Genomic DNA, 600 nt, shown 5'->3' on the forward strand with positions numbered 1-600 from the left:
GCAGCCACGCCATCCGCCGCGCCGCCGCGCGGGCCGCGATCCGCCGCGGCTCGGCGACCACCACCCGCCGCGCGGGCCCGTCCCCGAGCAGTCCCGCCAGCGCCAGCGGCACCAGCGTCGTCTTACCGGTGCCGGGCGGCGCCACCAGGACGGCGGTGCCGTGCGCGTCGAGCGCGTCGGTCAGCCCCGGCAGGGCCTCGCGTACGGGGAGGGCGTCCAGGGCGTCGTAACGGATCACGCACTCAGTCCCGTACGCACACGAAGATCGCCGTCCCCGGGATCAGGTTCCCGCGCAGCGGCGACCAGCCGCCCCACTCCGAGGTGTTCCAGGCCGGCCACTCCGGCTCCACCAGGTCCACCAGCCGGAACCCCGAGGCGACGACGTCACGGACGCGGTCCCCGAGCGTCCTGTGGTGCTCGACGTACACCGCGCGGCCCCCCTCGTCCTGCTCGACGTAGGGCGTGCGGTCGAAGTACGACGCGGACACGCTCAGCCCTTCCGATCCCGGTTCGTCCGGGAACGCCCAGCGGATCGGGTGCGTGACCGAGAAGACCAGCCGGCCGCCGGGCCGCAGCACCCGCCGCACCTCGCGCAGCACC

The 600-nt window shown here is 75.5% G+C and carries 1 protein-coding gene and 1 pseudogene; both read right to left on the minus strand.

Going from position 1 to position 600, the window contains the following annotated elements; genetic code table 11:
• Nucleotides 1–238: hypothetical protein (locus B7767_RS40925; RefSeq protein WP_143652953.1), on the minus strand; the 238-nt coding region annotated here is incomplete at its 3' end.
• Nucleotides 239–242: 4 nt separating this feature from the next.
• Nucleotides 243–600, minus strand: a pseudogene (locus B7767_RS40930) (SAM-dependent methyltransferase); the annotation flags it as partial.

Origin of the sequence: Streptomyces sp. 13-12-16 (assembly GCF_002114215.1) — a bacterium.
Lineage (GTDB): Bacteria > Actinomycetota > Actinomycetes > Streptomycetales > Streptomycetaceae > Streptomyces.